This window comes from Buttiauxella selenatireducens (assembly GCF_031432975.1).
Classification (GTDB): domain Bacteria; phylum Pseudomonadota; class Gammaproteobacteria; order Enterobacterales; family Enterobacteriaceae; genus Buttiauxella; species Buttiauxella selenatireducens.
In genome coordinates, this window is the sequence record NZ_CP133838.1 from 642393 (window position 1) to 669289 (window position 26897).

Here is a 26897-nt window from a genome sequence, read left to right on the forward strand (position 1 = left end):
TACCACCTGTGATGTGCGGTGAGACGGATCTCAACGTGATGGTGACCAGTGTTGCCTCTGCTCTTCAAGGAACCAAGTCCGCTCCAACGTGTTGAGTTTCGAAGCCAGAGACTTCTATATCTTTTGTTGGAGAGTGTTATGACCGATTTAACTGCAAGCAGTCTGCGTGCCCTGAAATTGATGGACCTGACTACCCTGAACGACGATGACACGAATGAAAAAGTGGTAGCACTTTGCCATCAGGCCAAAACAGCGGTAGGTAATACTGCGGCGATTTGTATCTATCCTCGTTTCATCCCTATTGCTCGTAAAACTCTGAACGCCCAAGGCACGCCTGATATCCGCATTGCTACCGTGACTAACTTCCCACACGGCAATGATGATATCGAAATTGCATTGGCAGAAACCCGTGCGGCTATCGCTTACGGTGCAGACGAAGTTGACGTGGTATTCCCGTACCGTGCGCTGATCGCAGGTAACGAGCAGGTTGGTTTTGAACTGGTGAAAGCCTGTAAAGAAGCGTGTGCTGCGGCGAACGTTTTGCTGAAAGTGATCATTGAAACTGGCGAGCTGAAAGAAGAAGCGCTTATTCGTAAAGCGTCTGAAATCTCTATCAAAGCGGGTGCTGATTTCATCAAAACTTCTACCGGTAAAGTACCTGTAAACGCAACGCCTGAAAGCGCACGCATCATGATGGAAGTAATCCGTGATATGGGCGTTGAGAAATCTGTTGGTTTCAAACCAGCGGGTGGCGTGCGTTCTGCTGAAGATGCGGCGCTGTTCCTGTCTATTGCTGATGAACTTTTTGGCGCTGACTGGGCTGATTCCCGTCACTACCGTTTTGGTGCATCCAGCCTGCTGGCGAGCCTGTTAAAAGCGTTAGGCCACGGTGACGGTAAAAGCGCCAGCGGCTACTAATTTACGCATCATACTTCACGTTGCAGGTGCGTTGGCTTTCCTCGCGCACCCCAGTCACTTACTTGAGTAAGCTCCTGGGGATTTGCTGCGTCGCCGCCTTCCTGCAACCTGAATTATTTCGCGTAACTTTAATTTTGCGGCGGTTCCCCGCCGCATTTCACCTGATGTACTCAGGGGGTTACCGTGTTTCTCGCTCAAGAAATTATTCGTAAAAAACGTGATGGTCATGCTCTAAGTGATGAAGAAATTCGTTTCTTTATCAATGGCATTCGGGATAACACTATCTCGGAAGGGCAGATTGCCGCGCTGGCAATGACCATTTTCTTCCACGACATGACTATGCCGGAACGCGTATCTCTGACCATGGCGATGCGAGATTCTGGAACCGTACTGGATTGGAAGAGCCTCAATCTCAATGGCCCAATTGTTGATAAGCACTCAACGGGCGGCGTGGGTGATGTGACCTCATTAATGCTTGGCCCAATGGTGGCGGCATGTGGCGGTTATGTGCCAATGATTTCTGGCCGTGGTTTAGGCCATACCGGCGGTACGCTTGATAAACTCGAAGCGATCCCTGGATTTGATATTTTCCCGGACGATAACCGTTTTCGCGACATCATCAAAAATGTCGGCGTGGCGATTATCGGCCAGACAAACTCGCTCGCACCAGCGGATAAACGTTTCTACGCCACGCGTGACATTACCGCGACCGTAGACTCCATCCCGCTGATTACCGCTTCTATTCTGGCGAAGAAACTGGCCGAAGGCCTGGATGCGCTGGTGATGGACGTGAAAGTCGGTAGTGGCGCCTTTATGCCGACTTATGAGCTTTCTGAATTACTCGCCGAGGCCATTGTTGGCGTGGCGAACGGTGCGGGTGTGAAAACCACCGCCTTGCTGACTGACATGAACCAGGTGCTGGCATCCAGCGCAGGTAACGCGGTTGAAGTTCGTGAAGCGGTGCAGTTCCTGACCGGCGAATACCGTAACCCTCGTCTGCATGAAGTCACCATGGCGCTGTGCGTGGAAATGTTACTTTCCGGCAATCTGGCGAAAGATGACGCCGAAGCGCGCGCCAAACTGCAAGCGGTACTGGATAACGGTAAAGCGGCAGAAGTATTCGGACGTATGGTCGCGGCGCAAAAAGGCCCGACAGATTTCGTCGAAAACTATGCGAAGTACCTGCCAACCGCGGTGCTGAGCAAAGCGGTTTATGCCGATAAACCCGGCTTCATCTCTGAAATGGACACCCGTGCATTAGGGATGGCAGTCGTGGCGATGGGCGGTGGCCGCCGTCAGGCTTCCGACTCTCTTGACTACAGCGTCGGTTTTACTGACATGGTGCGTCTGGGCGATAGCGTTGAGATTTCCCGTCCGCTGGCCGTTATTCACGCAGCAAGTGAAGACCAGTGGCAAGAAGCGGCCCGCGCTGTAAAAGCGGCAATCAAAGTTAACGGTACAGAGCCAGTCGAAACGCCAGTCGTGTATCGCCGTATTAGCTAAATGCTGGCATACTGATCTGATCACTTTTTGAAACGCCCCTGGGCGTTTCAGGCCCGAATACGCAGGAGAAATTATGAAACGTGCATTTATTATGGTGCTGGATTCTTTCGGTATCGGCGCAACTGAAGATGCTGACCGCTTTGGCGACGTAGGCTCTGATACCTTCGGCCATATCGCAGAAGCTTGCGCAAAAGGCGAAGCAGACAAGGGCCGTAAAGGGCCATTACATCTGCCAAACCTGACTCGCCTTGGGCTGGTGAAAGCCGCTGAAGGTTCTACCGGTAAAATCCCGGCAGGTATGGACGCTAACGCAGACGTTATCGGTGCATACGGCTGGGCGCATGAGCTTTCATCTGGTAAAGACACCCCGTCAGGCCACTGGGAAATCGCGGGTGTTCCTGTGCTGTTCGACTGGGGCTACTTCTCTGATACACAAAACAGCTTCCCACAAGAACTGCTGAATAAACTGGTTGAGCGCGCAAACCTGCCGGGCTACCTCGGTAACTGCCACTCTTCCGGTACTGTGATTCTGGATGAACTGGGTGAAGAGCATATGAAAACCGGGAAGCCGATTTTCTATACCTCCGCTGACTCTGTGTTCCAGATTGCTTGCCACGAAGAAACCTACGGCCTGGATAAACTTTACGAGCTGTGCGAAATCGCGCGTGAAGAGTTGACCGAAGGCGGCTACAACATTGGTCGTGTTATTGCTCGTCCGTTTATCGGCGACAAAGCGGGTAACTTCCAGCGCACCGGTAACCGTCATGATCTGGCCGTTGAACCACCTGCACCAACCGTGTTGAAAAAACTGGTTGATGAGAAGAATGGCCAGGTTGTTTCGGTTGGTAAAATTGCGGATATCTACGCTGAAGTCGGTATCACCAAAAAAGTGAAAGCGACGGGTCTGGATGCGTTGTTCGATGCCACCATCACAGAAATGAAAGAAGCGGGCGACGACACTATCGTATTCACCAACTTCGTTGATTTCGACTCCTCTTACGGCCACCGTCGTGATGTTGCAGGTTATGCCGCAGCGCTGGAACTGTTTGACCGCCGTTTGCCTGAGCTGATGGAATTGTTGAAAGAGGACGATATTCTGATCCTCACCGCTGACCACGGTTGTGACCCAACCTGGCAAGGGACTGACCATACTCGCGAACACATTCCGGTATTGGTTTATGGCCCGAAAGTGAAAGCCGGCTCCCTGGGCCACCGTGAAACATTCGCGGATATCGGCCAGACAGTTGCAAAACACTTTGGTGTTTCCGACATGGATTACGGCAAAAACATGCTCTGAAATCCATAGGATTTCGTTCTCTTTGAATAAGGATAATTTATGGCAACGCCACATATTAACGCAGAAATGGGTGATTTCGCTGACGTCGTACTGATGCCAGGGGATCCGCTGCGCGCTAAACATATCGCAGAAACTTTCCTCGAAGATGTTCGTGAAGTTAACAACGTGCGTGGCATGTTGGGTTTCACCGGGACTTACAAAGGCCGTAAAATCTCTGTAATGGGCCACGGTATGGGTATCCCATCCTGCTCCATTTACACCAAAGAGCTGATCACTGATTTTGGCGTGAAGAAAATCATCCGTGTGGGTTCTTGCGGCGCGGTACGCACCGACGTGAAACTGCGTGACGTGGTTATCGGCATGGGTGCTTGCACCGATTCCAAAGTGAACCGTCTGCGTTTCAAAGACCATGACTTCGCAGCGATTGCTGACTTCGACATGGTGCGTAACGCGGTTGATGCTGCTAAAGCGCTGGGCGTTGACGCTCGCGTAGGCAACATCTTCTCTGCTGATCTGTTCTATACGCCAGACCCGACTATGTTTGACGTCATGGAAAAGTACGGCATCCTGGGCGTGGAAATGGAAGCGGCGGGTATCTACGGCGTGGCAGCGGAATTTGGTGCTAAAGCACTGACCATCTGCACCGTGTCTGACCATATTCGTACTCACGAGCAGACGACTGCAGAAGAGCGCCAGACGACCTTTAACGACATGATCAAGATCGCTCTTGAATCTGTGTTACTGGGCGACAAAGAGTAATTTTCCCCCTCACCCTAACCCTCTCCCTGAGGGAGAGGGGACAGAACGGTGCGGTTTTCCCTCTCTCTCAAGGGAGAGGGGACAGAACGGTGCAGTTTTCCCCCTCTCTCAAGACAGAGGGGACATAACGGTGCGGTTTTCCCTCTCTCTCAAGACAGAGGGGACAGAACGGTGCGGTCTTCCCTCTCCCTCAAGGGAGAGGGAACAAAACGGTGCAGTTTTCTCTCTCTCTCAAGAGAAAGGGGACAAAACGGTGCGGTCTTCCCCCTCTCCCTGTGGGAGAGGGCGGGGGTGAGGGCATCAGATCACACTGATATTACCGTACTGCTTTCGCAATCCACTCTGACAATTCCCGCAACTCCGTTTCCTGCCCCGGGAAATCCACCAACAGCGCGTCGCACTCCTGTTGTAGCCTATCCGCGCGATACAAGCAGCCCTGCAAACGTGCCGCCAGCGCTTCAAGAGGGGCGGGATTCAGGCTGTCAGTGAATATTTGCGTGCGCGTGATATGCCCTTTCTCAACGTCGAAGTGCAATTCAACACCTCCCCAGGTAAAACGTTGATCAAGCAAATGACTAAATGCCGGAGCCTGACCGAAGTTCCATTCCCAACTGCTTTGGCGAGCAAAGGTTTCAGCAAAACCGGGGAGATCGGGCAGAGCGTCAGGAGAGATGTGTTCTGCCTCTACACGCTCACCGTAATAAGCGAAGAAAGCATCGCGCACGGCATCACAAATTTGTTCGTGGGTTAGGCCTGGCAACAGATCGCTGAGGTTTGCCACTCGTCCACGAACTGAAGTTATGCCTTTGGCCTGAAGCTTTTTCTCATCTGGATTGAGGTAGTTTGCCAGGCGGCTTAAATCAGCGTTAAGCAACAAAGTGCCATGATGGAAACCCCGATCCAGCGTTTCTTTATAGGCCGAGCCAGAGACCTTGCGTACCCCTTCAGCGGTAGCGACTTCCAGATCGTTGCGTCCGGAAGCCGTAGCGCGAATGCCGAGATGATTGAGCGCATTGACCACAATTGCGGTCGATACACTTTTGTCGTATTCCGGTTTTCCCGCCATAAAGGTGAAACAGGTATTGCCCAAGTCATGGAATACCGCGCCACCGCCGCTGCTGCGTCGCGCCAGCCGCACGTTATCCTCTTCCATGCGTCGGGTATTACACTCTTTCCACGGGTTTTGCGCCCGACCAATCACCACCGTATCCGCATTGCGCCATAAAAACAGTACGCGTTGAGTCGCGGGCATCTGGCGGAAAATGCACTCTTCTACCGCCAGGTTGAACCAGGGATCGTAAGAGTCCGAAATAAGTAGACGTAAAGTCGACATAGTAGAAGTCCTTTCTTAGAGCCTATCCCATTAGGCTCTTACTTAGGGTTTATTGGCGCTCTGTTCTTCCTCATCTTCTTTAACTTCGGTATTCGCCGTCAGAAGGAAGGGAGATTGTTGCCAGCGCGTGCGTTTGCCCTGCAAAAGAGTACGCGCCAGCACAATGCCAATTGCCAGCGACAGTAACATCATCAGGCGCAGAATATTCGTGGTGTTATCCACTTGCTTAGCTTCAGTAGGCAGCGTGTGGGTATCGAGCGTGATGCGCAGATAACCCACTGGCCCATCTTTATCTTCAATCGGCTGAACGATTTGATGATTAAAATAACTGCCTGCTTTTTTACCGTCCAGGGCGAGTCGGTCACGTACGCCGATCCCTTCCCCTGCGCGTAGAATTAGGCTGCCGCCATTGTCGTAAACTCCTGCGTCCAGAATGCGGCTGTCCTGAGTCAACAAATTCAGCACCGTCGAGATCTTTTTCTCATCGGGGTTTTCAGATTTCATCAGCGGAATAAGGTTATAGCTCACCTGGCGCGCCAGTGTTCTTGCCAGCTCTTCAAGCTGTACGTTTCGGGCTTGCTGATGCCCCTGGCTAAACCACGATGCGCCCTGCATCAGCGCGACTAAAAGTGCGAGGCAGATAAGCACAATCACTGCACGATGCAGTCTAAATTTCATTTTTGCCCGAGCCATAATGCACCTTAGAAAAATTGCCGGTTTTACTGCGCAGTTTAATGTTGCCAGAAGCCGCACAGACAAGGTAGCCTCATGCGTTGTTTTGTTCTCAATACCCTTCAGCATTCGAATTACCTGGGCCGCGGCTATGCTCTCTTGCCGACTGCCGGAAATGCGAATCCTGAATGGTATTTAAAATTTTTCAGGAGCTGTGATGCCAAATAGTCTGACCTGGTGCGACTTACCGACCGACGTATCTCTCTGGCCTGGTTTGCCGCTATCGTTAAGTGGCGATGAAGTTATGCCGCTCGATTACCGTGCTGGCCGCAGTGGCTGGCTGCTGTATGGTCGGAATCTGGATAAAGAGTGCCTGAATCGCTACCAACGTAAGCTGGGCGCAGCGATGGTTATCGTTACTGCGTGGTGCGTTGAAGACTATCAGGTTATTCGTCTGGCGGGTTCATTAACGCCGCGCGCAACTAAACTTGCGCATGACGCCGGATTGGATGTTGCCCCGTTGGGCAAAATTCCACATTTGCGCACGCCTGGCCTGCTGGTCATGGATATGGACTCCACCGCCATCCAAATCGAATGCATTGATGAAATCGCAAAACTTGCGGGCACCGGCGAAATGGTGGCTGAAGTCACCGAACGTGCGATGCGTGGCGAGTTGGACTTTGCTGCGAGTTTGAAACAACGCGTAGGAACGCTAAAAGGCGCGGATGCGACTATTCTGCGCGAAGTTCGTGATGCGTTGCCGTTGATGCCGGGGCTGACGTCGCTGGTGTTGAAACTCGAATCATTAGGCTGGAAAGTCGCGATTGCTTCCGGTGGTTTCACCTTCTTCGCCGAATATTTGCGTGACAAGCTGCATCTGGATGCAGTCGTCGCCAATGAACTGGAAATTTGCGATGGCAAGTTGACGGGCGAAGTCACGGGGCAAATTGTTGATGCGCAATTCAAAGCCGAAACGCTCATGCGTCTGGCGGATAAATATGAAATCCCTGTCGCGCAAACCGTCGCTATTGGCGATGGGGCGAATGACTTACCGATGATCAAATCGGCTGGCCTGGGAATTGCTTTCCACGCTAAACCTAAAGTGAATGAGAAAACCGAAGTCACCATTCGTCATGCTGATTTGATGGGCGTATTCTGCATTCTCTCAGGTAGCCTTATCCAGGAAGAACGCTAATGGCGAAAGCCCCAAAACGTGCATTTGTCTGCAATGAGTGCGGTGCAGATTATCCTCGCTGGCAGGGACAATGCAGTGCCTGTCATGCATGGAACACCATCACAGAGGTGCGAATTGCTGCCTCTCCGACGGTTGCGCGTAACGAGCGTTTGTCAGGATATGCCGGCAGTGCGGGCGTCAGTAAAGTACAAAAACTTTCTGAGATAAGCCTCGAAGAACTGCCGCGTTTTTCTACCGGTTTTAAAGAGTTTGACCGTGTGTTAGGTGGCGGTGTGGTGCCGGGGAGCGCCATTTTGATTGGTGGTAACCCTGGTGCCGGTAAATCTACGCTACTGCTGCAAACCCTGTGCAAACTCAGCGAACAGATGAAAACGTTGTATGTCACAGGCGAAGAGTCGCTGCAACAAGTAGCGATGCGTGCTCATCGTCTGGGGCTGCCAACCAATAACCTGAATATGCTTTCGGAAACCGGGATCGAGCAAATCTGCATGATTGCCGAAGAAGAAGCGCCAAAACTGATGGTTATCGACTCCATCCAGGTCATGCATATGGCCGATGTCCAGTCGTCGCCGGGCAGCGTGGCACAGGTGCGTGAGTCTGCCGCCTACCTGACGCGCTTTGCCAAAACACGTGGTGTGGCGATTATCATGGTCGGTCACGTGACCAAAGATGGTTCGCTTGCCGGACCGAAAGTGCTCGAACACTGTATTGACTGTTCGGTGATGCTCGATGGTGACGCCGACTCCCGTTTTCGTACCCTTCGCAGCCATAAAAACCGCTTCGGTGCTGTGAATGAGTTGGGTGTGTTTGCCATGACGGAGCAAGGGTTACGCGAAGTCAGCAATCCTTCCGCCATCTTCCTGAGCCGCGGTGATGAAGTGACTCCCGGTAGCTCAGTGATGGTGGTGTGGGAAGGTACGCGCCCATTGTTGGTAGAGATTCAGGCGCTGGTGGATCAATCCATGATGTCCAATCCGCGTCGTGTCGCCGTGGGTCTTGAACAAAACCGCCTGGCTATTCTGCTGGCCGTGTTGCACCGCCACGGTGGTCTGCAAATGGCCGACCAGGATGTGTTTGTGAATGTGGTAGGCGGTGTGAAAGTCACTGAAACCAGTGCTGACTTGGCCCTGTTACTGGCGATGGTTTCCAGTCTACGCAACCGTGCATTGCCACAAGATTTAGTGGTGTTTGGTGAAGTCGGGTTGGCTGGGGAAATTCGCCCAGTACCAAGCGGCCAGGAACGCATCTCTGAAGCGGCAAAACACGGCTTTAAACGCGCCATCGTGCCACAGGCAAATGTGCCGAAAAAATTACCGGAAGGGATGCAGGTATTCGGTGTGAAAAAACTCGCGGATGCGCTGTCGGTGTTTGACGACTTATAATTGAATGATTTCCGGCATAACGCCGTATTTTTTGCAGGAGGCAGCATGTCGTCTTTCGAGTACCTGAAGACCGCGATTCGTCAGCAAAGCGTTACGCTGCAACAGGTGGCAGAATCCTGCGGCATGACCAAGGGCTATCTTAGCCAGTTACTGAACGCCAAAATTAAAAGTCCAAGCGCGCAGAAACTGGAAGCATTACATCGTTTCCTCGGGCTGGAATTTCCACGGCGTGAGAAAAAAGTCGGCGTCGTGTTCGGCAAGTTTTATCCGCTGCATACCGGCCATATCTATTTGATTCAGCGGGCAGCAAGCCAGGTGGACGAACTCCATATCATCATGGGCTACGACGAAACCCGTGATCGTTTGTTGTTTGAAGACAGCGCGATGTCCCAGCAACCGACAACCGGTGACCGCCTGCGGTGGCTGCTACAGACCTTTAAGTATCAAAAAAATATCCGCATTCATTCGTTTAACGAAGAAGGGATGGAGCCTTATCCGCATGGCTGGGATGTCTGGAGCCGCGGGATCAAAGCTTTTATGGAAAGCAAAGGTATCAATCCCGACTGTATCTACACCTCCGAAGAAAGTGATGCGCCGCGATTTATCGAACAGCTCGGCATTGAAACGGTGCTGATTGATCCGAAACGGACGTTCATGAATATCAGCGGTGGGCAGATTCGTGAAAACCCTTTCCGCTACTGGGAATACATTCCAACGGAAGTAAAACCGTTCTTTGTCAGAACTGTCGCTATTTTGGGAGGGGAATCGAGCGGTAAGTCGTGGATGGTGAATAAGCTCGCCAATATTTTTAATACCACCAGTGCCTGGGAATATGGTCGTGATTACGTTTTCTCGCACCTTGGCGGTGACGAGATGGCGCTGCAATATTCCGACTATGACAAGATTGCCATTGGCCATGCTCAGTACGTTGATTTTGCAGTTAAATACGCCAATAAAGTCGCGTTTATCGATACCGACTTTGTTACCACACAGGCGTTTTGCAAAAAGTATGAGGGGCGTGAACACCCGTTTGTGCAGGCGCTGATTGACGAATACCGTTTTGATTTGGTGATTCTGCTGGAAAATAATACGCCGTGGGTGGCTGATGGTTTACGCAGTCTTGGTAGCGATACGGACCGAAAATCCTTCCAGAATCTGTTGGTGTCAATGCTAAATGAAAACAATATCAGCTATGTGCACGTGGAAGAGTCTGATTACGATTCTCGTTTCTTACGCTGTGTTGAGCTGGTGAAGAATATGATCGGCGAGCGGGGAGCGTAAAATCACCCTCACCCCGGCCCTCTCCCTTTGGGAGAGGGAGAAGAACTAGCAATTCCCTCTCCGGGGGGGTGGGAAAAAACCGGCTAGTCCCCTCTCCTGGGGGAGAGGGTTAGGGTGAGGGCGTTACAACAATTACTTGGTCACGCGTTTGTACTTAATACGCTTAGGCTCCAGCGCATCCGCACCCAGGGTGCGTTTCTTGTACTCTTCGTACTCGGTAAAGTTGCCTTCAAAGAATTCAATTTTACCTTCATCCTGGTAATCCAGAATGTGCGTCGCTATACGGTCAAGGAACCAACGGTCGTGCGAGATAACCATTGCACAGCCTGGGAATTCCAACAGGGCGTTTTCTAACGCGCGCAGGGTTTCGATATCCAGGTCGTTGGTTGGTTCATCGAGCAACAGCACGTTGCCGCCAACTTGCAGCAGCTTCGCCAGATGCAGACGGCCACGCTCACCACCAGACAGCTCACCCACACGTTTACCCTGGTCAACACCTTTAAAGTTAAAGCGACCAACGTAAGCGCGGCTTGGCATTTCGGTGTTACCGATACGCATGATGTCCTGGCCGCCGGAAACTTCTTCCCACACGGTTTTGCTGCTATCCATCGCATCACGGAACTGATCGACGGAAGCCAGTTTAACGGTTTCACCCAGCTCAATGCTGCCGCTGTCAGGCTGTTCCTGACCAGACATCATACGGAACAGCGTTGATTTACCCGCGCCGTTCGGGCCGATGATGCCAACAATCGCACCTTTCGGTACAGAGAAGGACAAATCGTCAATCAGCAGGCGATCGCCGTAGGATTTACGCAGGTTGGTCACTTCAACGACTTTATCGCCCAGACGTGCACCTGGTGGAATAAACAGTTCGTTGGTTTCGTTACGTTTTTGGTACTCGGTGTTGTTCAGTTCTTCAAAGCGAGCCAGACGCGCCTTGCCTTTAGACTGACGGCCTTTAGCACCTTGACGTACCCACTCCAGTTCTTTCTCAATGGATTTACGGCGAGCCGCTTCCGTTGAAGCTTCCTGAGCCAGACGTGCGTCTTTTTGCTCAAGCCAGGAGGAGTAGTTACCTTCCCACGGAATACCTTCGCCGCGGTCAAGTTCCAGAATCCAGCCTGCAACGTTATCAAGGAAGTAACGGTCGTGGGTAATCGCCACAACGGTCCCTTCGAAGTCGTGCAGGAAGCGCTCAAGCCACGCCACGGATTCTGCATCCAGGTGGTTCGTTGGTTCGTCGAGCAGCAGCATGTCTGGTTTTTCGAGCAGCAGGCGGCACAGTGCTACGCGGCGGCGTTCACCACCGGACAGGTTAGCGATTTTCGCATCCCAATCTGGCAGACGCAGTGCGTCAGCGGCACGTTCGAGCTGAACGTTAAGGTTATGGCCGTCATGCGCCTGAATGATTTCTTCAAACTTGCCTTGTTGTGCGGCTAGCTTATCGAAGTCAGCGTCTGGTTCAGCGTACTTCGCGTACACTTCATCCAGACCTTTAAGCGCGTTGACCACTTCGGATACCGCTTCTTCAACCGATTCGCGAACCGTGTGCTCAAGATTAAGCTTGGGTTCCTGCTCCAGATAGCCGATTTTCAGGCCTGGTTGTGGACGGGCTTCGCCTTCGATGTCGGTATCAATGCCGGCCATAATGCGCAGCAGCGTGGATTTACCGGCACCGTTCAGACCCAGTACGCCAATCTTGGCGCCAGGGAAGAAACTGAGCGAGATATTTTTCAGAATATGACGTTTCGGCGGAACAACTTTGCCGACACGATGCATGGTATAAACGAATTGAGCCACAGTGCGACTTCGCCTCTTTTTCGTGATTTAAAGGGGTAGCGTATCAGTGGCGAAGTGTAGCCGTTTTCAGCAGGTAATCCCAGCAGGGGAAGTGGGATGTGTTACCCGAAACGGCCTTAACGCTTTTATAGACAAAATAACGCCCTCTGGCGTGGCGAAAGTGCAATACCAGGGTTAGCATGAAGTAATTAATGGCGGCATGATGCTGCCGGTGAACATGTGAGGAGAACTTGTGGGGAAAGCCAAACAAGTCGTGGGACAATTGCTGGTGGCAGTTGTAGGCCTTGCGGCATTAACTCATGCAGTTCGTGCGGATTCGCTCGATGAGCAACGCAGCCGATATGCACAAATCAAACAAGCGTGGGATAACAAGCAAATGGATGTGGTGGCGCGAATAATGCCCACCTTGCAAGATTATCCGCTGTATCCCTATCTCGAATATCGCCAAATCACTGATGACTTAATGAATGAGCCAACGCTCGTCGTCAGTCGCTTTATTGAAGCGAATCCAACGCTGCCGCCAGCCCGCACGCTGAAATCACGTTTTGTGAATGAACTGGCGCGCCGTGAAGACTGGCGTGGGCTGCTGGCATTTAGCCCGGAACAACCGGGTACCACTGAAGCTAAGTGCAACTATTACTACGCGAAATGGAATACTGGCCAGGCGGATGCCGCATGGGCTGGAGCGAAAGATCTGTGGTTAACCGGGAAAAACCAACCTTCGAGCTGCGATCGTCTGTTCTCAGCATGGCGCTCGTCAGGAACACAAGATCCGTTGGCTTATCTCGAACGTATTCGTCTGGCGATGAAAGAAGGCAATACTTCACTGGTGACGAATCTCGCAAGCCAAATGCCGGCGAACTATCAGACTATGTCTACTGCGCTAATCAGTCTGCAAAATGATCCGAATACCGTGCTGTCGTTTGCCCGTACCGTTGAAGCAACAGACTTTACGCGCCAGGCTGCGGCGGTGGCGTTTACGCGTGTCGCACGAGATGATGTAGAAAATGCGCGCATGATGATCCCGTCACTCGTTCAGGCGCAGCAACTCAATGATGCTCAGGCGCAGGAGCTTAGAGACACCGTTGCCTGGCGTTTAATGGGTAATGATGTCACGACAGATCAGGCTATCTGGCGCGACGACGCTATCATGCGTTCGGAGTCGACAAGTTTAGTGGAACGGCGTGTGCGTATGGCATTGGGAAATGGCGATCGTACCGGCCTGAATACCTGGCTTGCACGTTTACCCATGGAGGCCAAAGAAAAGGACGAATGGCGTTACTGGCAGGCGGATTTGTTGCTTGAGCGCGGCCGTGATACCGAAGCAAAAGAGATCCTCCATGCACTGATGCAGCAACGCGGATTCTATCCGATGGTGGCCGCTCAGCGTTTAGGGGAAGAGTATCCGTTGCGTGTCGACAAAGCGGTTGCTGTAAATCCGGCACTGGTGCAGGGGCCAGAAATGGCACGGGTACGCGAGCTGATGTACTGGAATCTGGATAACACGGCACGTAGCGAATGGGCGAATTTGATCACGAGCCGCAGCAAACCAGAGCAGGAAGGGCTAGCGCGTTACGCATTCGATCAAAACTGGTGGGATCTCAGCGTGCAGGCGACGATCGCCGGAAAACTTTGGGATCATCTGGAAGAACGCTTCCCGCTGGCTTACAAAGATATTTTCTCCCGATACTTGAGCGGCAAAGATATCTCCCAAAGCTATGCCATGGCGATTGCTCGTCAGGAAAGCGCCTGGAACCCGAAAGTGAAATCGCCAGTAGGTGCCAGCGGGTTAATGCAAATCATGCCGGGAACCGCCACGCATACCGTGAAGATGTTTAATATTCCGGGTTATACCAGCACTAACCAACTGTTAGATCCGGAAACCAATATCAACATTGGCACCAGCTACTTGCAGTACGTTTCTCAGCAATTTGAAAATAATCGAATTTTCTCATCTGCTGCCTATAACGCAGGGCCTGGGCGCGTCAGAACCTGGCTTGGTAACAGTGCCGGGCGCATAGATGCGGTTGCGTTTGTGGAAAGTATTCCGTTCTCAGAAACGCGCGGATATGTGAAAAACGTACTGGCTTATGATGCGTATTATAAATACTTCATGGGTAAACCAGCACCATTGCTGACGGATGCTGAGTGGCAACGTAAGTATTGATTTTGGGGTGTCCATGTTATGCTATCGTACTAGTCAATTAGTATAAAGTAGGGTGGCATAACATGACTCAGCACTCTCAATACTCGGCAGAGCACGCCGAGCAAAGCAACCAGGAGTGGCTCCGCTTTGTGGAGTTGCTACAGCAATCGTTCGATAAGCAGCTGCATATGCCGTTGTTAATGTTATTGCTGACGCCAGACGAACGCACCGCCCTGGGGACTCGTGTCCGAATAGTTGAAGAGTTACTGCGTGGTGAAATGAGCCAACGGGAACTTAAAAATGAATTGGGCGCGGGGATTGCGACCATCACTCGCGGGTCAAATAGCCTGAAATCTGCTCCGCCAGCGTTACGTGCATGGCTGGAGCAAGAGCTGTTGAGCGCTAAAAGCTAAGCAGTATAAACCTCGTTATGGAATGGGCTTAGCGCCAAAATAATCGCCTGGTGGTAAACGCTGCTGCGAGTCAACTTCCCGGCGGTAAATACCCCAATCGCACCTTCTTTACGACCAATTTCATCAATACCGGTATAGGCCGACATCACTGGCCCTAAAGCTTCTCCGGCACGTACTTTTTCAAGAATGACAGCGGGGAGCGGGAGAGTGGCCGATCGCGCTTCACCACGCTGGCTCTGGTTTTCAATGACTACCCAGCTAAATGTACTGTCATCATCAATTCCGGCTTCCACTGCGACCCAAAAATCAGCTTCAGGACGAACCTGACGGGCATTCATCACCCGGCATCGTGCGCCAGTTCGCGTTTCATGGTTTCCAAAGGGCTGTTCTGGCACACCACTATCGACGTCGACAGGTTCAATATGGCAGCATCCCTCACCATAGATGTCGTCGAATGCCTGGCGAATTGCCTGAATTTTAGCTGGATTGGTTGTCGAGCAGACGACATAGTACATAATCAGTGAAACTCTCAAGAAATTGTTGCCGCAGTATAACGGAAAAAACGCATGTTACAGGTATACCTTGTTCGCCACGGCGAAACGCAGTGGAATGCGCAACGTCGCATTCAGGGCCAGTCAGACAGTGCGCTGACTGAAAAAGGGGAACGTCAGGCCGAGCAGGTGGCCGAGCGAGCCAAAACGTTAGGTATTACGCACGTGATTTCCAGTGACTTGGGGCGCACCCGCCACACCGCTGAGATCATCGCTCAGGCATGTGGCGTAGACGTTACGCTGGATGCGCGTTTACGTGAGCTGGATATGGGCGTGTTAGAACGTCGCAATATCGACACACTAAGCGAAGAAGAAGAGGGCTGGCGTCGTCAACTGGTGAACGGTACTGCCGATGGGCGTATCCCTGAAGGCGAAAGCATGCTTGAAATGAGTGAGCGTATGCACGCGGCTCTGAATGCTTGCCTGGATTTACCATTTGGAAGCCGCCCATTACTGGTTAGCCATGGTATGGCGCTAGGCTGCCTGATGAGTACGATTCTGGGATTACCGGCCTGGGCTGAACGTCGTTTACGTTTAAGAAACTGTTCGATTTCCCGCGTGGATCACCAGCAAAGCCTGTGGTTAGCTTCTGGCTGGGTGGTTGAAACGGCAGGGGACATCTCGCATCTCGACGCCCCTGCAATGGATGAATTACAGCGTTAACGGCGTACTGGAATCAGATACTCGCAACGGATCTGCATTGGTCGGTCTTGAACACGCGCTTCTTCTTGCGGGAAGAAGCGTTCAATGTCCTGGCCTTTACGACGGGTCAGATTAAGCGATGGCATGCAGGTGCCGTAAATTGTCAGGATGAACTCCTGCAAGCCCGTGCCTGGCCCTTCGTAGTCGAACTGAACGTAATCCCCGCCTTCCAACCTGACCGGATGAGAGTCTGGTAAGAATCCATTCGCCATTTCTGGTGTCAGTGCAGTGGTATAGAAGACTTCTTGTTCGTCATCTTTCTCAATGCTTGGGCGTGGTTCATGCAAACCGTACAGCACCCGTGGCAACGTCGGCGCATTGCCGAGGAATTGTGTCCAGAACTGGATACGCATTTCATTACGGAAATCAGAGATTTGCTCAAGCGTACAGCTGTAACTTTGTGTGACACCCACCAAATGAGTTTCTGGCAGCGTGACAAATTGCGCTCGTGGCAACGTATATGCGTCTAAACGTAGCGGCGGACGCATGCCAAACGAGCTCCAGTCCGGGGAGCGGCGATACAATGCAGGCGTTTGAGCAAACTGCTTTTTGAAGGCACGAGTAAAGGTTTGCTGTGAGTCAAAACGATACTGCAAAGCTATATCAAGAATAGGTCGTGCAGTCAGGCGCAGCGCCACAGCAGATTTTGAAAGCCGGCGAGCACGGATGTATGCGCCAATGGCGTGACCGGTTACCTCTTTAAACATCCGTTGTAGATGCCACTTGGAATAACCTGCTTTCGCCGCCACATTATCCAGTGACAGAGGTTGATCCAAATGACCTTCTAGCCAGGTTAATAGATCGCGAATGATCCCTGCCTGATCCATATAATATCCTCATCCTGACACGGTGAGTGCCGTTAATGCCGGCGATGATAGCACTTTTTGTTGTTTTGACATTCAGAGTTTTTTTTAACAAGACGTGCCAAAATCAGTAACTCATTCCGGTAATTTTATTAATAACGTGATATTAAACGATTTTTTAATACGAAGAGTTAATAGTCTCTAAAGGTAATCTTAACCAATGGTAACAATATGAAATATAAAGTTTTAGCTGTTCTGGGTTCACTGCTGCTTATCTCGCTGGGTGCGAGAGCTGAACAAATCGGTTCAGTGGATACCGTTTTTAAGATGATTGGCCCAGACCATAAAATTATTGTCGAAGCGTTTGATGATCCCGATGTACAGAACGTAACGTGCTATGTCAGTCGCGCTAAAACCGGTGGCATTAAAGGCGGGTTGGGTCTTGCGGAAGACACTTCTGATGCTGCTATTTCCTGCCAGCAAGTTGGGCCGGTGGAATTAAGTGAGAAGATCAAATCAGGGAAAGCACAGGGAGATGTCGTGTTCCAGAAACGGACTTCTCTGGTTTTCAAGAAGCTACAAGTGGTGCGTTTTTATGATGCGAAGCGTAACACGCTGGCCTATCTGGCTTATTCGGACAAAGTAGTCGAAGGTTCGCCAAAAAATGCGGTAAGCGCCGTGCCGATTATGCCGTGGAAATAGCAGGGAGCGCGCGATGAGCCAGGCCACTATCTGGTTAGTTGAAGATGAAACCAGTATTGCTGATACGTTGATCTATATGTTGCAGCAGGAAGGATTCTCTGTACGTGCCTTCGATCGCGGCTTGCCTGTGTTGGATGCCGTACGTGAAGAACGTCCAGATCTGGCTATTCTGGATGTTGGCTTGCCTGATATTAATGGCTTCGAGCTTTGTCGTCGTTTACTCGCTGATTATCCAGAATTACCGTTGCTGTTTCTTACTGCGCGCAGTGAAGAGGTCGATAGGTTGATTGGCCTGGAGATCGGCGCAGATGATTACATTGCGAAGCCGTTTTCACCTCGTGAAGTGTGTGCCAGGGTACGAACCGTGCTGCGTCGTTTGCAAAAACAACGGCAAGGCCTGGCGGGAAGTGTTCAGCGGATTGGGTTGTTTGAATTCAATGAAATGGCGGCGCAAATATCCTGGTGCCAACAGCCACTGCTGCTCACGCGTTATGAGTATTTGTTAATGAAGACTTTTTTGCAGTGGCCTGGACGCGTCTTTTCCCGCCAACAGCTGATGGATTTGGTGTGGAGTTCAGCCGAGGAAAGTTTTGATCGAACGGTGGATACGCACATCAAAACGTTGCGCGCCAAACTGCGTGCGATCAACCCCGATCTGTCGCCGATCAATACGCACCGTGGCTTAGGTTACAGCCTTGGAGCGAATTAATGCGCATTGGAATGCGTCTGTTGCTGGGTTATTTTTTGATAGTGGCCATTGCAGCCTGGTTTGTTCTATCCATCTTTTTGCAAGAGGTGAAACCCGGCGTCCGGCGCGCAACGGAAGGCACGTTAATTGATACCGCTACGTTACTCGCCGAATTTGCTAAAGCCGACATGTTGGCGGGAAATGCTCATAATGGCCAACTCGCACAGGCGTTTTCACGACTCAATCAGCATAATTTCCGGGCCAACATCAGTGGCATTACCAAGTCTAAAAATGAATACCATGTCTATCTGACGGATGCTAAAGGCATCGTTTTGTTTGATTCCAGTGGCAACGCGACAGGCCAGGATTATTCACGCTGGAACGATGTGTGGCTCACGCTTCAAGGGAAATACGGCGCACGCAGTACGCCAATTAACGCCAACAATCCTGAAAGCACAGTGATGTATGTGGCAGCACCTGTCCGCGACGGGCAAAACATTATCGGTGTGCTGAGCGTGGGTAAACCCAACAGTGCAATGGAACCGGTAATACGCCGTAGCGAACGGCGTATTTTGTGGGCAGGCGTCGCGCTGCTGGGTATCGCTTTGCTGATTGGTTTTGGGTTTGTGCTGTGGATTAACCGATCTATCGGCAAACTGGTTCGCTATGCCGACTCGGTCACAACGGAGCACCCTTTACCTCTGCCTAAACCTGCCAGTAGCGAATTACGTAGACTGGCATTGGCCCTGGAAAGTATGCGAGTGAAGCTTGAAGGGAAGAACGGCATCGAGCAGTACGTTCATGCTTTGACCCACGAACTGAAAAGCCCTATGGCCGCTATTCGGGGGGCGGCAGAGATTTTACGTGAAGGTCCCCCGCCTGCTGTGGTGGAGAAGTTTTCGGCAAACATTCTTCAGCAAAATCTACGTATGCAGCAATTGGTCGATAATTTATTGCGCCAGGCTAAGTTAGAAAGCCGAATCGAAATCACGACTCAAACAATCAATCTGCCTGCACTGTTTTCCACGTTATGCGATAGCCGTGAAGTGGTTGCTCGCGGTAAACAGATTGCGTTAAGCATTGATGAAAATATCCCAACCGGCGTATCCGTTGAAGGCGATGCGGCCTTACTTGAGCAATCGATTGGGAACTTGCTGGATAACGCACTCGATTTTACCCCTCCAGGCGGTGAGATTGTGTTGAGTGTTGAGCAACGCATTGGGCAGACCACTATTCTTGTTTCAGATACTGGAAGTGGGATCCCGGACTACGCGCAAGGCCGTTTATTCGAGCGCTTTTACTCATTACCGCGCAGTAATGGGCAGAAAAGTAGTGGTTTAGGGTTAGCGTTTGTTCAGGAGGTTGCTCGTTTGCATCGCGGGACCATTATTCTGGAAAATCGCCCCGAGGGAGGCGCGCAAGCCAGGTTGGTCTTACCAGGAAAATAATTTTACCTCTTCACCGTCCCTTCACACAACTTCATTGAGCCCCCACATTCGCTCGCTATCCTCGCCACATCAAAAATGGAGGGGATTATGTTGAAATCTGCGTTGTTCTGGAAAGTGATGACCCTGTTGGGATGTATGGTTGTGTTGTTGATTCCGTTAAGCATGCTGAGTTCGCTTATTAATGAACGCAGCAATTATCGGGATGATGTTGAGCAGTCGCTGGCCCAGAGTACCAGCGGGTCGCAAACCGTGACTGGCCCACTGATTGCAATTCCTGTGACGGAGCTGACGACGGTCATAGAAGATAATAAAGAGATCAAAAAAGAGAGCAGATTCATTCGTTACTATCTGCCGGAGAACCTCAGCGTTGTGGGAAAGCAGGCCGTTGAACCGCGCCATATTGGTATTTATGAAGGGCAGATTTGGCGTACAGATTTAACGCTGAATGCCAGTTTCAATCGTCAACAACTGAAAGGTGATGATGGTGTAGAGACTCGTTTAGGGACTCCTTATGTGGTGCTGGCCATTGGAGACTCACGTGGTATTGGCAAGGTGGGTGAACTGAACATTAACGGCCAGTCTTACCCTATCGAACCTGGAAGTAACTTACCCGGTGTTGAACAGGGGCTGCATGCGAAAATCCCTCTGGAACTGCTTCAGAGCGACAAACTCACGTTACGTTTCACGCTGGATTTAATGGGGACAAAACAGCTTGCCCTGGTGCCGCTTGGGCGCAACAGCCAGTTCAGCCTGACCAGCAACTGGCCGCATCCTAATTTCATTGGCGATTTCCTACCACGGCAGCGTACCGTTTCTGAAAGCGGTTTTACTGCAAACTGGCAGAGCACATGGTTTGCCAATAACCTCAATACCAGTTTTGATGATGCCCGTTTAATTGATGTTAGCCGACTGCCGACTTTCAGCGTCACGGTGGCAAATCCCGTTGACCAGTACCAATTGACGGACCGTGCGGTGAAATACGCTATTCTGTTGATTGGTTTGACGTTTATGAGCTTCTTCCTGATGGAAACTCTGACCGGTTTGCGCGTTCACCCAATGCAGTATTTACTGGTCGGGCTGTCGCTGGTGATGTTTTATCTGGTACTGCTCGCGGTTTCGGAACATACAGGATTTAACGGTGCATGGTTACTGGCGAGTTTGGTCTGCGCGGGGATTAACGGTTTTTATCTTAAAGCGGTTCTGAATAGCTGGAAAGCAAGCATGATGTTCACTCTGGGGTTGCTGATACTTGATGCGGTGCTCTGGCAACTCCTCCAGTCTGAAGACAGCGCTTTGCTGCTTGGCACGGGAGTCCTTTTCGCTTCGTTGTCAGCCATTATGCTGCTAACGAGAAATATTGATTGGTATCGCATGGGGAGCAAAGTGCAGACTCAGACCGTCGATGACAGGCAGGAGGATCCCGAGCGTTTCAGGCTGTGGAAGTGACAGCTTTATAGATATAAAAAGAAAAGGGCGGATGTTATCCGCCCTTTCAAATCATGTTTGATTACAGGTTTATTCCTGTAAATCGCCACAGAAGCGATAACCTTCGCCGTGGATGGTAGCGATGATTTCAGGTGTATCTGGGGTCGACTCGAAGTGCTTACGAATACGACGAATTGTGACGTCAACGGTACGGTCGTGCGGTTTCAACTCACGGCCTGTCATCTTTTTCAGCAACTCAGCACGCGACTGAATCTTCCCAGGGTTTTCACAGAAGTGCAGCATGGCGCGGAATTCGCTACGCGGCAACTTGTACTGCTCACCATTTGGGCTAACCAAAGAACGGCTGTTGATATCCAGCTCCCAACCATTGAACTTATAGCTTTCAACGGAACGACGTTCTTCGCTGATTGCACCCAGGTTCATAGTACGAGACAACAGGTTACGCGCACGGATGGTTAATTCACGTGGATTGAATGGCTTAGTGATGTAGTCATCTGCGCCGATTTCAAGACCAAGGATTTTATCCACTTCGTTGTCACGACCAGTCAAGAACATCAACGCCACATTAGCTTGCTCACGCAATTCGCGTGCCAGCAGCAGGCCATTTTTACCTGGCAAGTTGATATCCATAATGACCAGATTGATGTCATTATCGGAAAGAATCTGATGCATTTCAGCGCCATCTGTCGCTTCAAATACATCATAACCTTCAGCTTCAAAAATGCTCTTTAACGTATTGCGTGTTACTAATTCGTCTTCGACGATAAGAATGTGCGGGGTCTGCATGTTTGCTACCTAAAATTGCCAACTAAATCAAAACAGGAAGTACAAAAGTCCCTGACCTGCCTAATACATGCCATAAATTAACATGTCTGGCGTAACATGACTAAAGTACGTAATTGCGTTCTTGATGCACTTTCCATCAACGTCAACAACATCATTAGCTTGGTCGTGGGTACTTTTCCCTCTGGACCCGACGGTGTCAAAAACGGTTGTTATCCTAACCATTTTAACAGCAACATAACAGGCAGGACCGCTTTAGACATCTGATAAAACTACGCTTCGTTGACATATATCAAATTCAATTGTAGCACGTTAACAGTTTGATGAAATCATCGTAGCGTTTTGCGAGCTTGCGTCACATTTTTCTAATAATCAATATAGTTACGTGAATCGATTATTAAACAACGCAAATCTGAAAGTTCAGCGCTATTTTGTCTATTTTTAATCAAATAAAACAATGCGATAATGCGATTTAAATCACCTTGCGATGCTGGTCTAACCACGAAAATGCATTCAATGTATTTATGATTTGCATTGAACATGTTTTATAAATGAATGTTACTTTAATGTAAATTTTTGCCGCGTATTATCATTTGAATTTTGTGATTGTCCGTTTTTGGATACTTTTTTAAAGAGAGCTGTAATGCGTTTTTTAATTATTTTGGTCGCTCCAGCCCGAGCTGAAAATGTGGGGGCAGCAGCCCGCGCCATGAAGACCATGGGGTTTGCTGAATTGCGCGTTGTTGACAGTGAAGCTGACCGTCAACCGGAAGCCCGTTGGGTCGCGCATGGCTCCGGCGATGTGCTGGATAATGCGCAGCATTTCAATACGCTGGCGCAAGCATTGCATGACGTCGATTTTACCATTGCGACAACGGCACGTAGCCGCGCCAAATTCCATTACTACGCCACGCCGCAGCAACTGGTTCCGCTACTCGAAGAAAAACGTAATTGGGTGGGAACGGCTGCATTGGTCTTTGGTCGCGAAGATTCGGGATTAACCAATGAAGAGCTTGAATTGGCCGATGTGCTAACCGGTGTGCCGATGGTGGCCGATTATCCGTCGCTCAATCTCGGCCAGGCCGTGATGGTTTACTGCTATCAACTGTCAGCTTTGATGCAGCAAGCTGCGCCGGAGCATGATGTGGTGGATGCTCAACAACTGGGTGCACTCCGTGCCAGGATCACGTCACTACTCGAACGTGTGGAAGCCAGTGACGACCAAAAAATGGTCGACTGGTTGCAGCAACGTCTTGGGCTTTTGGCACAGCGCGATACGGCAATGTTGCATCGTTTGCTTCATGATATTGAAAAAAAACTACCAGAGAAAAATGCTGGAAACTGAGTTGATACTAGTGAAATTGCGGTGTGTTGCCCCGCTTTTTTCAGCGCAATGACCCCGTTTTTTGATGTTTTATCAGCGTTCAGCGGTAGCCTAGTTCATATCGCTAAAATTAAAAATAAATTGACTTAACCTGCCGGATACTTTAGTCAATATAGGTAAATCAGATTACGAGCACACAACATCCATGATTCGCATCAGCCCAATGACAACAATTATTACAACCACTATTACCACAGGTAACGGTGCGGGCTGACGCATACAGGAAAAACGAAAAAAGCCCGCACCTAAACAGTGCGGGCTTTTTTTTGGACCAAAAACTCAAAGGTAATAATAAATGCGAGTGTTGAAATTCGGTGGTACTTCAGTGGCAAATGCGGAGCGTTTTCTTCGTGTTGCCGATATCCTGGAAAGCAATGCCAAACAGGGGCAGGTCGCAACCGTGCTGTCTGCCCCGGCGAAAATTACCAACCACCTCGTTGCCATGATTGAAAAAACCATCGGCGGCCAGGATGCAGTACCGAATATCAGCGACGCAGAACGTATTTTTGGTGAACTCCTGAAGGGGCTTGCTGATGCACAGTCTGGTTTCCCACTCGAACAACTCAAAGCTGCTGTTGACCAGGAGTTTGCTCAGCTGAAGCATGTTCTGCATGGCATCAGCTTACTGGGCCAATGTCCGGACAGCATCAACGCCGCGATCATTTGCCGTGGTGAAAAGCTCTCTATCGCCATCATGGCTGAATTGCTCAAAGCTCGCGGGCACAACGTGACGGTGATTGATCCGGTCGAGAAACTTCTTGCCGTTGGGCATTACCTTGAGTCTACTGTCGATATTACTGAGTCCACTCGCCGCATCGCTGCCAGCCGTATCCCTGCGGACCATATGATTCTGATGGCAGGTTTCACTGCCGGAAACGATAAAGGCGAGTTGGTGGTGTTAGGACGTAACGGTTCTGATTATTCTGCTGCCGTGCTGGCCGCCTGTTTACGGGCAGACTGTTGTGAGATCTGGACTGATGTTGACGGCGTATATACTTGTGACCCACGCCAGGTTCCAGACGCCAGGCTGCTGAAATCGATGTCGTATCAGGAAGCCATGGAGCTTTCTTACTTCGGCGCTAAAGTCCTTCACCCACGCACTATTACCCCCATCGCTCAGTTCCAAATCCCATGTCTGATTAAAAACACCGGAAACCCTCAAGCGCCAGGCACCTTAATTGGTGGAGAAAGTGACGAGGATGGCCTGCCGGTTAAAGGCATCACCAACCTGAATAATATGGCGATGTTTAACGTCTCAGGCCCAGGCATGAAAGGCATGGTCGGTATGGCGGCACGTGTATTCGCCGCGATGTCCCGTGCCGGAATTTCCGTCGTACTGATTACTCAGTCATCTTCTGAATACAGTATCAGCTTCTGCGTGCCGCAAGCCGATTGCGCACGTGCTCGTCGCGCGATGGAAGATGAGTTCTATCTCGAACTCAAAGAAGGCCTTCTGGAGCCGATGTCCATCATGGAGCACCTGGCGATCATCTCCGTGGTGGGTGACGGCATGCGTACCTTGCGTGGCATCTCCGCCAAGTTCTTTGCCGCACTGGCTCGCGCAAACATTAATATCGTGGCGATCGCTCAGGGTTCTTCAGAGCGCTCTATCTCTGTCGTGGTCAGTAACGACGATGCTGTGACCGGTGTTCGTGTGACGCACCAGATGCTGTTTAATACCGACCAGGTCATCGAAGTATTCCTTATTGGGGTAGGCGGCGTGGGTGCGGCATTGCTGGAGCAGGTCAAACGCCAGCAGGCATGGCTGAAGAAAAAGCACATCGATTTGCGTGTGTGCGGTGTGGCGAACTCCAAAGCGCTGCTGACAAACATTCACGGCCTGAATTTAGAGAACTGGGAAGAAGAGCTTGCGGCGGCGAAAGAGCCCTTCAATCTTGGGCGTCTGATCCGTTTAGTGAAAGAGTATCACCTGCTGAACCCTGTGATTGTCGACTGCACCTCAAGCCAGGCGGTTGCTGATCAATATGCTGATTTCCTGGGAGAAGGTTTCCACGTCGTGACGCCGAACAAGAAGGCGAATACTTCCAGCATGAATTATTACCATCAGATGCGTAATGCGGCGGAAAAATCGCGCCGTAAATTCCTCTATGACACCAACGTTGGCGCAGGATTACCGGTTATCGAAAACCTACAGAACTTGCTGAATGCGGGTGATGAATTACAACGTTTCTCCGGCATTCTTTCTGGTTCGCTGTCGTTCATCTTCGGCAAACTTGATGAAGGAATGAGCCTGTCAGAAGCCACCAAAGTGGCTCGCGAAATGGGTTATACCGAACCCGATCCGCGTGATGACCTGTCCGGTATGGATGTGGCGCGTAAGCTGCTGATTCTGGCTCGTGAAACAGGCAGCAATCTTGAGCTGTCTGATATTGTCATTGAGCCCGTTTTACCTCAGACATTTGATTCCAGCGGCGATGTTGAATCATTCATGGCACGCATACCGCAACTGGATGACGAGTTCTCCGCTCGTGTGGCACAAGCCCGCGACGAAGGAAAAGTGCTGCGCTATGTTGGCGTGATTGAAGCTGATGGGAGCTGCAAAGTTAAAATTGATGCGGTAGATGGTAATGACCCACTGTATAAAGTTAAAAACGGTGAAAATGCCCTGGCATTCTACAGCCACTACTATCAACCGTTACCGCTAGTTCTTCGTGGCTACGGAGCCGGAAATGATGTGACCGCAGCCGGTGTTTTCGCCGACTTATTGCGCACTTTGTCATGGAAGTTAGGAGTTTAAGATGGTTAAAGTATACGCCCCGGCTTCCAGTGCCAATATGAGTGTCGGGTTTGATGTGCTGGGTGCGGCAGTTTCGCCGATTGATGGCTCGCTGCTTGGGGATTATGTGACTGTTGAAGCGGCAGACACATTTAGTTTGAACAACATTGGGCGCTTTGCCAGCAAATTACCCGATGAACCGCGCGAGAACATTGTGTATCAGTGCTGGGAGCGTTTCTGTCAGGAGCTTGGCAAAAACATCCCGGTAAAGATGACGCTGGAAAAAAGTATGCCGATTGGCTCAGGTCTGGGGTCGAGCGCATGTTCTGTGGTCGCGGGTTTAATGGCGATGAATGAATACTGCGGCAAGCCGCTAAGCGATACCCGATTGCTCAGCCTGATGGGCGAGCTGGAAGGGCGCATTTCGGGCAGCGTTCATTATGATAACGTTGCCCCATGTTTCCTGGGCGGCATGCAATTGATGATTGAAGAAAATGGCATCATCAGCCAGTCTGTTCCGGGTTTTGATGAATGGCTGTGGGTGCTGGCGTATCCGGGGATTAAAGTTTCTACCGCTGAAGCGCGCGCCATTCTTCCTGCGCAGTATCGCCGCCAGGATTGCATTAGCCATGGCCGCCATCTGGCAGGCTTTATTCACGCCTGTCACACCCGCCAGCCGCAGCTCGCGGCAAAACTGATGCGTGATGTTATTGCCGAGCCGTACCGCGCAAAACTGCTGCCGCGCTTTAACGAGGCACGACAGGCCGCTGCGGATATTGGTGCTCTGGCGAGTGGTATTTCGGGCTCCGGCCCAACTCTGTTTGCGTTGTGCGATAACACGGATACCGCACAACGTGTGGCTGACTGGCTCAGCCAACATTATTTGCAGAACCAGGAAGGTTTTGTACATATTTGCCGTCTGGACACGGCGGGCGCACGAGTTCTGGGATAACG

24 protein-coding genes, 1 pseudogene and 1 other annotated feature are annotated in these 26897 nt (G+C 50.9%); of the genes and pseudogenes, 19 read left to right on the top strand and 6 right to left on the bottom strand.

What is annotated here, in order from left to right; genetic code table 11:
- Positions 1-138: 138 nt before the first annotated feature.
- From deoC to deoD, 4 genes are all read left to right on the top strand, one after another.
- Entirely contained in the window at positions 139-918 is a 780-nt protein-coding gene (gene deoC / locus RHD99_RS03030; protein WP_309877395.1) for a deoxyribose-phosphate aldolase, read from the top strand.
- 183 nt (positions 919-1101) lie between these two features.
- Positions 1102-2421: a thymidine phosphorylase gene (gene deoA / locus RHD99_RS03035; protein WP_309877396.1), complete on the top strand. Its 1320-nt coding sequence runs from the start codon at positions 1102-1104 to the stop codon at positions 2419-2421.
- A 73-nt stretch (positions 2422-2494) separates the two neighbouring features.
- On the top strand, positions 2495-3718 hold the full coding sequence (gene deoB, locus RHD99_RS03040; RefSeq protein ID WP_309877397.1) for a phosphopentomutase: 1224 nt from the start codon (positions 2495-2497) through the stop codon (positions 3716-3718).
- A 39-nt stretch (positions 3719-3757) separates the two neighbouring features.
- Complete coding sequence (deoD, locus tag RHD99_RS03045; protein ID WP_183270692.1) at positions 3758-4477, top strand: purine-nucleoside phosphorylase; 720 nt, start codon at positions 3758-3760, stop codon at positions 4475-4477.
- A 316-nt stretch (positions 4478-4793) separates the two neighbouring features.
- Here deoD and lplA read toward each other — a convergent pair whose 3' ends face one another.
- A complete protein-coding gene (lplA, locus tag RHD99_RS03050) occupies positions 4794-5810 on the bottom strand; it encodes a lipoate--protein ligase (RefSeq protein WP_309877398.1) in 1017 nt (338 codons plus the stop codon).
- Positions 5811-5852: 42 nt separating this feature from the next.
- Complete coding sequence (locus RHD99_RS03055; protein WP_309877399.1) at positions 5853-6503, bottom strand: YtjB family periplasmic protein; 651 nt, start codon at positions 6501-6503, stop codon at positions 5853-5855.
- A 196-nt stretch (positions 6504-6699) separates the two neighbouring features.
- Between RHD99_RS03055 and serB the strand changes: the two genes are divergently transcribed.
- From serB to nadR, 3 genes are read left to right on the top strand one after another with little or no spacing between them, the layout of a single operon-like run.
- Positions 6700-7677: a phosphoserine phosphatase gene (gene serB, locus RHD99_RS03060; RefSeq protein ID WP_309877400.1), complete on the top strand. Its 978-nt coding sequence runs from the start codon at positions 6700-6702 to the stop codon at positions 7675-7677.
- A complete protein-coding gene (gene radA, locus RHD99_RS03065; RefSeq protein ID WP_064543359.1) occupies positions 7677-9059 on the top strand; it encodes a DNA repair protein RadA in 1383 nt (460 codons plus the stop codon). Before serB ends, radA begins: the two co-directional genes overlap by 1 nt.
- Positions 9060-9104: 45 nt before the next feature.
- Positions 9105-10340, top strand: coding sequence for a multifunctional transcriptional regulator/nicotinamide-nucleotide adenylyltransferase/ribosylnicotinamide kinase NadR (gene nadR / locus RHD99_RS03070; protein ID WP_183270688.1), 1236 nt, complete (start codon positions 9105-9107; stop codon positions 10338-10340).
- A 132-nt stretch (positions 10341-10472) separates the two neighbouring features.
- Here the strand turns inward: nadR and ettA are convergent, their stop codons facing one another.
- Entirely contained in the window at positions 10473-12140 is a 1668-nt protein-coding gene (gene ettA, locus RHD99_RS03075; protein ID WP_309877401.1) for an energy-dependent translational throttle protein EttA, read from the bottom strand.
- A 232-nt stretch (positions 12141-12372) separates the two neighbouring features.
- On the opposite strand from ettA, the gene sltY reads away from it, so the two are divergent.
- Together sltY and trpR are read left to right on the top strand one after the other, a co-directional pair.
- Positions 12373-14307, top strand: a complete 1935-nt coding sequence (sltY, locus tag RHD99_RS03080; RefSeq protein ID WP_309877402.1) for a murein transglycosylase — start codon at positions 12373-12375, stop codon at positions 14305-14307.
- A gap of 62 nt (positions 14308-14369) precedes the next feature.
- Positions 14370-14699 (top strand): trp operon repressor, encoded by a 330-nt coding sequence (gene trpR / locus RHD99_RS03085; protein WP_309877403.1) that lies wholly within the window; start codon positions 14370-14372, stop codon positions 14697-14699.
- On the opposite strand, the gene yjjX is transcribed toward trpR, so the two are convergent.
- Positions 14696-15214 carry an inosine/xanthosine triphosphatase gene (yjjX, locus tag RHD99_RS03090; RefSeq protein ID WP_309877404.1) on the bottom strand — a complete coding sequence of 173 codons (519 nt, stop codon included), beginning with the start codon at positions 15212-15214 and terminating at the stop codon, positions 14696-14698. The two genes, trpR and yjjX, sit on opposite strands and share 4 nt — an antisense overlap.
- Positions 15215-15265: 51 nt before the next feature.
- Here yjjX and gpmB point away from each other — a divergent pair, with 51 nt between their 5' ends.
- On the top strand, positions 15266-15913 hold the full coding sequence (gene gpmB / locus RHD99_RS03095) for a 2,3-diphosphoglycerate-dependent phosphoglycerate mutase GpmB (protein ID WP_183270683.1): 648 nt from the start codon (positions 15266-15268) through the stop codon (positions 15911-15913).
- On the opposite strand, the gene robA is transcribed toward gpmB, so the two are convergent.
- Entirely contained in the window at positions 15910-16779 is an 870-nt protein-coding gene (gene robA / locus RHD99_RS03100) for an MDR efflux pump AcrAB transcriptional activator RobA (RefSeq protein ID WP_183270682.1), read from the bottom strand. The genes gpmB and robA overlap by 4 nt on opposite strands.
- Positions 16780-16986: 207 nt before the next feature.
- Between robA and creA the strand changes: the two genes are divergently transcribed.
- The 4 genes from creA (at position 16987) to creD (ending at position 21039) form a co-directional block, all read left to right on the top strand.
- Positions 16987-17457, top strand: coding sequence for a protein CreA (gene creA / locus RHD99_RS03105; protein ID WP_309877405.1), 471 nt, complete (start codon positions 16987-16989; stop codon positions 17455-17457).
- 13 nt (positions 17458-17470) lie between these two features.
- On the top strand, positions 17471-18166 hold the full coding sequence (gene creB / locus RHD99_RS03110; RefSeq protein ID WP_183270680.1) for a two-component system response regulator CreB: 696 nt from the start codon (positions 17471-17473) through the stop codon (positions 18164-18166).
- Positions 18166-19593 carry a two-component system sensor histidine kinase CreC gene (gene creC, locus RHD99_RS03115; protein ID WP_309877406.1) on the top strand — a complete coding sequence of 476 codons (1428 nt, stop codon included), beginning with the start codon at positions 18166-18168 and terminating at the stop codon, positions 19591-19593. Before creB ends, creC begins: the two co-directional genes overlap by 1 nt.
- Before the next feature lie 87 nt (positions 19594-19680).
- A complete protein-coding gene (creD, locus tag RHD99_RS03120; RefSeq protein WP_309877407.1) occupies positions 19681-21039 on the top strand; it encodes a cell envelope integrity protein CreD in 1359 nt (452 codons plus the stop codon).
- Positions 21040-21108: 69 nt separating this feature from the next.
- Here the strand turns inward: creD and arcA are convergent, their stop codons facing one another.
- Positions 21109-21825, bottom strand: coding sequence for a two-component system response regulator ArcA (gene arcA, locus RHD99_RS03125; protein WP_034459438.1), 717 nt, complete (start codon positions 21823-21825; stop codon positions 21109-21111).
- A 96-nt stretch (positions 21826-21921) separates the two neighbouring features.
- Between arcA and yjjY the strand changes: the two are divergent.
- The 5 genes and pseudogenes from yjjY (at position 21922) to thrB (ending at position 26895) form a co-directional block, all read left to right on the top strand.
- Positions 21922-22063, top strand: a pseudogene (yjjY, locus tag RHD99_RS03130) (YjjY family protein).
- A 402-nt stretch (positions 22064-22465) separates the two neighbouring features.
- Positions 22466-23167: a tRNA/rRNA methyltransferase gene (locus RHD99_RS03135; protein ID WP_309877408.1), complete on the top strand. Its 702-nt coding sequence runs from the start codon at positions 22466-22468 to the stop codon at positions 23165-23167.
- Positions 23168-23351: 184 nt separating this feature from the next.
- The gene (thrL, locus tag RHD99_RS03140; RefSeq protein WP_072009468.1) at positions 23352-23420 is read left to right on the top strand and encodes a thr operon leader peptide; all 69 of its coding nucleotides are present in this window, start codon (positions 23352-23354) and stop codon (positions 23418-23420) included.
- Positions 23359-23475, top strand: a sequence feature (Thr leader region). (Overlaps the previous gene by 62 nt.)
- Before the next feature lie 26 nt (positions 23476-23501).
- Entirely contained in the window at positions 23502-25964 is a 2463-nt protein-coding gene (gene thrA / locus RHD99_RS03145) for a bifunctional aspartate kinase/homoserine dehydrogenase I (RefSeq protein WP_183270676.1), read from the top strand.
- A gap of 1 nt (position 25965) precedes the next feature.
- Entirely contained in the window at positions 25966-26895 is a 930-nt protein-coding gene (gene thrB, locus RHD99_RS03150) for a homoserine kinase (protein WP_309877409.1), read from the top strand.
- The last annotated feature ends 2 nt before the right edge of the window (positions 26896-26897 follow it).